Source organism: Mesorhizobium sp. M7A.F.Ca.US.014.04.1.1 (genome assembly GCF_003998745.1).
Lineage (GTDB): Bacteria > Pseudomonadota > Alphaproteobacteria > Rhizobiales > Rhizobiaceae > Mesorhizobium > Mesorhizobium ciceri.
In genome coordinates this window covers 1-4,258 of record NZ_RZRW01000489.1, presented here as the reverse complement: position 1 = coordinate 4,258, position 4,258 = coordinate 1, and the positions used below count along the sequence as shown (strand labels likewise).

Genomic DNA, 4,258 nt, shown 5'->3' with positions numbered 1-4,258 from the left:
GAAGAATGCGCTGCATTCGCGCCCGGTGCCCTCGCAGATGCTACTTCTGCCCGAAATCATCGACCTGCCGGAAGAGGATGCCGAGCGGCTTGCGCTGCATTCGGAAACGCTGGCCCGCTTCGGTCTCGGCATCGAGCGCTTTGGCCCCGGCGCTGTCGCGGTGCGCGAGACGCCGTCGATGCTGGGCGAGGCCAATGTCCAGCAATTGGTGCGCGACCTCGCCGACGAGATCGCCGACAACGACACGGTCGACACGCTGAAGGAGCGGCTGGACAAGATAGCCGCGACCATGGCGTGCCACGGCTCTGTGCGCTCCGGCCGCCTGCTCAAGGCCGAGGAGATGAACGCGCTGCTGCGGCAGATGGAGGCGACGCCCGGCTCCGGCACCTGCAACCACGGCCGCCCCACTTATATCGAACTCAAGCTAGCGGATATCGAACGGCTTTTCGGACGGCGCTAGCTGCGGACGGATTGCGGGCCTATCGCTTCGCCGCTCGAGGTCGGCAGGTCAGGAGGCCGGCCGACAATGTGGTCGCCCGCGATTTTCGCCCAGCGGCCTGAGTAGCGCGATCGCAGCCGCCGCCAGCAGGAGGATCGCACCGGTGATTTCAGCCCAGCCGACCGCCTCGCCGAAGAGCCAGGCTCCTGCCGCCAAAGCGGTCAGCAAATAGCGTGCAGCCGCCAGCAGGAGCGGAGGCGCGTCATTGAGACCGAGCTTGATCGCGGCCCAGGTCAGCACCCAGATCAGCGACATCACCGCGAAGAAGAAGAGGTTGCGAACCACCGATGGGCGCTCAGCGCAGTCCCCGACGATCGACAAGTATCCGATGGATTTCGATCCGCTCCGGCAGCTCGATCAGGAACTCGGCATCGCGGTCCAGATGATGGACTTTGGTCGGTTCGCCTTTGGTAAAGGCGGTCATCGCTTGCATGTCGGCCCAATAGGAGATGGTTGTGAACCACGTCTCGGCATCACGGTCCTCGCGCAGCAATTGGACGCCAAGCGCCGTCTTCTCGAGGGGCGGAATACCCTCGGCACGCAGGTATGGCTCATAGGCGTCGGCGATGTCGCGGCGGGTGCGACCGCGCCAGAGGCGCGCGATGGTCGGTGTGGTCGGCATGAGGTTCTCCTTCAGTCAGGCGGACAGCAAACTGGGCATAGCGGACGCCGGCTGTGATCAGCCGTGAACACGAGCCAGGAAATCGCGGACCAGCGCCAGCGCGTCGTCGAAATGTGTCTCGAGCAGCCAATGACCCGCCCCTTCGATCAGATGCAGTTCCGCATCGGGCAGATCGCGATGATAGGCCCTTGCCGACGCCGCGGGCATATAGCCATCCTCTGGCCCCCAAACGATCAACGTGGGCGGATGGTGTTCACGCAAATAAGCCTGGTAGCGCGGAAACCAGGTGAGATTGGCTTCCAGCTTCTCCATCAGACCGACGGCGATCTGCCGACGAACCGGCGTGTTCATCAGTGGCCAGTGAAGATTCCAGAGATCGGGCGGCACGCGCATGGCGACGTCGTCAGCCACTTCCCCGATGAACTCGGCCCGAAACCCATCCTCACTTACCGCGGCCTCGAGCGGACGGTGCTTGCCGGGCGTCTTGTCGGTCCACCAGGCCTTGATCGTGGCGTATTTGGGTCCAAGCACATCCTCGTAGATGTCGCCGTTCTGGATGATCAGGGCGCTGATCCGCTCCGGGTGTGAGATCGCATGCCGGAGTCCTATCTGCGAGCCATAATCATGCAGCCACAAGGCGTAGCGTTGGAGACCGAATTTATCGGCAAGCTTGGAAAGCACGTCGCAATAGGCGTCGAAATCATAGCCGAAGGTGGCCGGATCGGGTGTGCCGCTGTATCCGAAGCCAGGCCAGTCGAATGCAATCGTCCGCCAGCGGTCGGCGAGCGCCGGCATCAGTCGGCGGAATTGGAACGAAGAGCAGGGATAGCCGTGCGGCAAGAGCAAGACAGGTGCTTCTAACGGCCCTGCCTCGCGATAAAAAATGGATAGATCATCCAGTTGCATGCGTCGGTGCGTCGTTGCACCCGGCATTCGGACCTCCGTCGAACAAACCTCGGCTAAACGCGTTTGATCGAGGGATCGTTCCGAATGGGGGAAGCGGACGGTCGGCAATATTCATCTCTTCAAATTCACCACGATGACACCGCCCAGCGCCAGCGCGCCGCCGATTATGCCGAGCAGAGTGGGAACTTCGCCCAGCCAGAAGAAGCCGATCAGCGCGGACATCGGCGAGACCAGATAGAGGAAGTTGGAGGCACGTGCCGCCGGCAGACGCGACAGCGCGGTCGCCCAGGCGGCATAGGCGATGAGGCTGGGCACGATGCCGAGAAAGATGACGGCGCCGAGGCCTGCTGTGTCGGCGACCGCCGCCTGCGAAAAGGCCGACGGCAGGAAGGGGGCCAGGCACAGTGCGCCGAGCACCATGTTCGAAGCCGAAATGGTCAATGGATGATGGCGGGCAAACAGCGGCTTCTGGACGATGGTGTTGACGGCCGAGCACAAGGCCGAACCAAGCACCAACAGAGCACCGGTGTTGAACGACAGGCCATGCCCATCGGCCATGGCGATGATGCCTATGCCGGCGAAGGAAATCACCGTACCGATCCAGGCCACGCCTGAGAAGCGCTCGCCCAGCAATGCCATCGCCATGATGGCGGTGAAGATCGGGCTGACATTGATGATGAAGCCGGCGGCACCGGCCGAGACGGTCAGTTCGCCGAAATTGAGCATGACGGTGTAGAGCGCGACGAAGATGGCGCCGCCAAAGACCAGGCGCCACGCTTCGTCGAGCCTTGGCAGCGCCGGGCGCTTGACGGCCAGGAAGATCGCCGCCGGCACAGCGGCGATGGCAAAGCGCAACGCACCCAGTTCCAGTGGGCCGAAGGCGGCGAGACCGGCTCGGATAGCGGGAAAGGCGGAGGCCCAGCCGACCACCGTCAGCGCCACAGCGATGGCTGCCGTGGTGTCCATTCGCTGTGTCGAATTCAACGTGCCCGTTATCTCGCTCATCTCACCGCCCTCGTATTTCTTCGGTCCTGAAAGGCAGAAAACGCCTTTTCACCCCGGTTGACAAACGACGAAATCGAGGATCACCTGTGACTATGGATCACAGCTCGGACACAATGGTGCCGCTCGAAACGCTGCGCGCCTTCGATGCGGCGGCGCGGACAGGCAGCTTTTCAGCGGCCGCCGAAAAGCTCAATATCACCCATGGCGCCGTCAGCCGGCAGATCGCCAAGCTCGAGGACTGGCTGGGATTGAAAGTCTTCGACCGTGGTGCGCGCGGCGTCTCGCTGACGATCGAAGGCAACAGGCTGCATCTGCGCACGGCGGAAGCCTTTGCGCTGATATCGACCCATTCCGACCGCTGGGTCGAGCCGCGTGGCACGGCGGTGGTGCGGCTGACCTCGATTCCCTCGGTCAGCGGACTGTGGCTGATGCCGCGCATGGCGGCTCTGGAAAACAATCCCTCGAAGCTGCGCATCGTGCTCGATGTCGACATCCGCCAGGCCGACCTTGCCGATGAAGGCATCGACCTCTCGATCCGTTGTGGACGCGGCGGCATTCCGGGCCGCATCTCGGTGCAACTTTTCGAGGAACATGTCTTCCCTGTCGCGTCACCCGAGCTTGCCCGCGAGATCGGCCGGGGCGACCCTGCCCGGCTGCTCAAATATCCGCTGATCAACGATTCCGACGCGTCGGCCTGGCGCGCCTGGTTTGCCGCGCAAGGCATGGATTACCGCCCGCGCCCGCAGGACCGCCGCTTCGAGGACTACAATCTGGTGCTCGACGCCGCCGCCTATGGGCTGGGCATCGCGCTGGCCCGCCCGCCGCTGACCGGACATCAATTACAATCGGGCCGCATCACTCCCGTCGATGAGCGCACAGCCCTCAACCCGGTATCCTACTGGCTCGACCGGCCGATGGGGCGGCCGCGTGCCGCCGCCGCCGACCTCGCCCGCCGCATCGCGGCAGAGGCCGGGCTGGCCCAGGACAAGATCGAGGCGTTTATCGAAGCCGAGCGATAGGCCTTCCGGACCTATATGGAAAACCGGCCGATTCGAAGCTCAGCGAAGCAACAACAAAACGAACCCAAGGATCACCGCTCCCAGCAAACCGGCCATTATCGAAACAAAGCCAATTTTCACCAGCAACTGCTCAGGGTGCGGCACCGCACCATGGGATTGATTGGCCGGCCTGTGCCTGCCCGCCGGCGTACCCAGGGCGGCAGCGTT

Annotated in this window: 5 protein-coding genes and 1 pseudogene; 2 read left to right on the top strand and 4 right to left on the bottom strand. The window is 63.5% G+C overall.

Annotated features, from left to right (window positions below):
• Window positions 1-460: pseudogene (locus EOA22_RS25795) on the top strand (DNA mismatch repair protein MutL); the annotation flags it as partial.
• 48 nt (window positions 461-508) lie between these two features.
• Here EOA22_RS25795 and EOA22_RS25790 read toward each other — a convergent pair.
• From EOA22_RS25790 to EOA22_RS25775, 4 genes are all read right to left on the bottom strand, one after another.
• The gene (locus EOA22_RS25790) at window positions 509-784 is read right to left on the bottom strand and encodes a hypothetical protein (protein WP_063167729.1); all 276 of its coding nucleotides are present in this window, start codon (window positions 782-784) and stop codon (window positions 509-511) included.
• A 10-nt stretch (window positions 785-794) separates the two neighbouring features.
• The gene (locus EOA22_RS25785) at window positions 795-1,121 is read right to left on the bottom strand and encodes a hypothetical protein (protein WP_127390306.1); all 327 of its coding nucleotides are present in this window, start codon (window positions 1,119-1,121) and stop codon (window positions 795-797) included.
• 57 nt (window positions 1,122-1,178) lie between these two features.
• Window positions 1,179-2,054, bottom strand: a complete 876-nt coding sequence (locus tag EOA22_RS25780) for an alpha/beta hydrolase (protein WP_063167728.1) — start codon at window positions 2,052-2,054, stop codon at window positions 1,179-1,181.
• 84 nt (window positions 2,055-2,138) lie between these two features.
• Window positions 2,139-3,032 (bottom strand): DMT family transporter, encoded by an 894-nt coding sequence (locus tag EOA22_RS25775; protein ID WP_013532338.1) that lies wholly within the window; start codon window positions 3,030-3,032, stop codon window positions 2,139-2,141.
• Between the two features lie 113 nt (window positions 3,033-3,145).
• On the opposite strand from EOA22_RS25775, the gene EOA22_RS25770 reads away from it, so the two are divergent.
• Window positions 3,146-4,051, top strand: coding sequence for a LysR family transcriptional regulator (locus tag EOA22_RS25770; RefSeq protein ID WP_063170201.1), 906 nt, complete (start codon window positions 3,146-3,148; stop codon window positions 4,049-4,051).
• Window positions 4,052-4,258 lie beyond the last annotated feature (207 nt).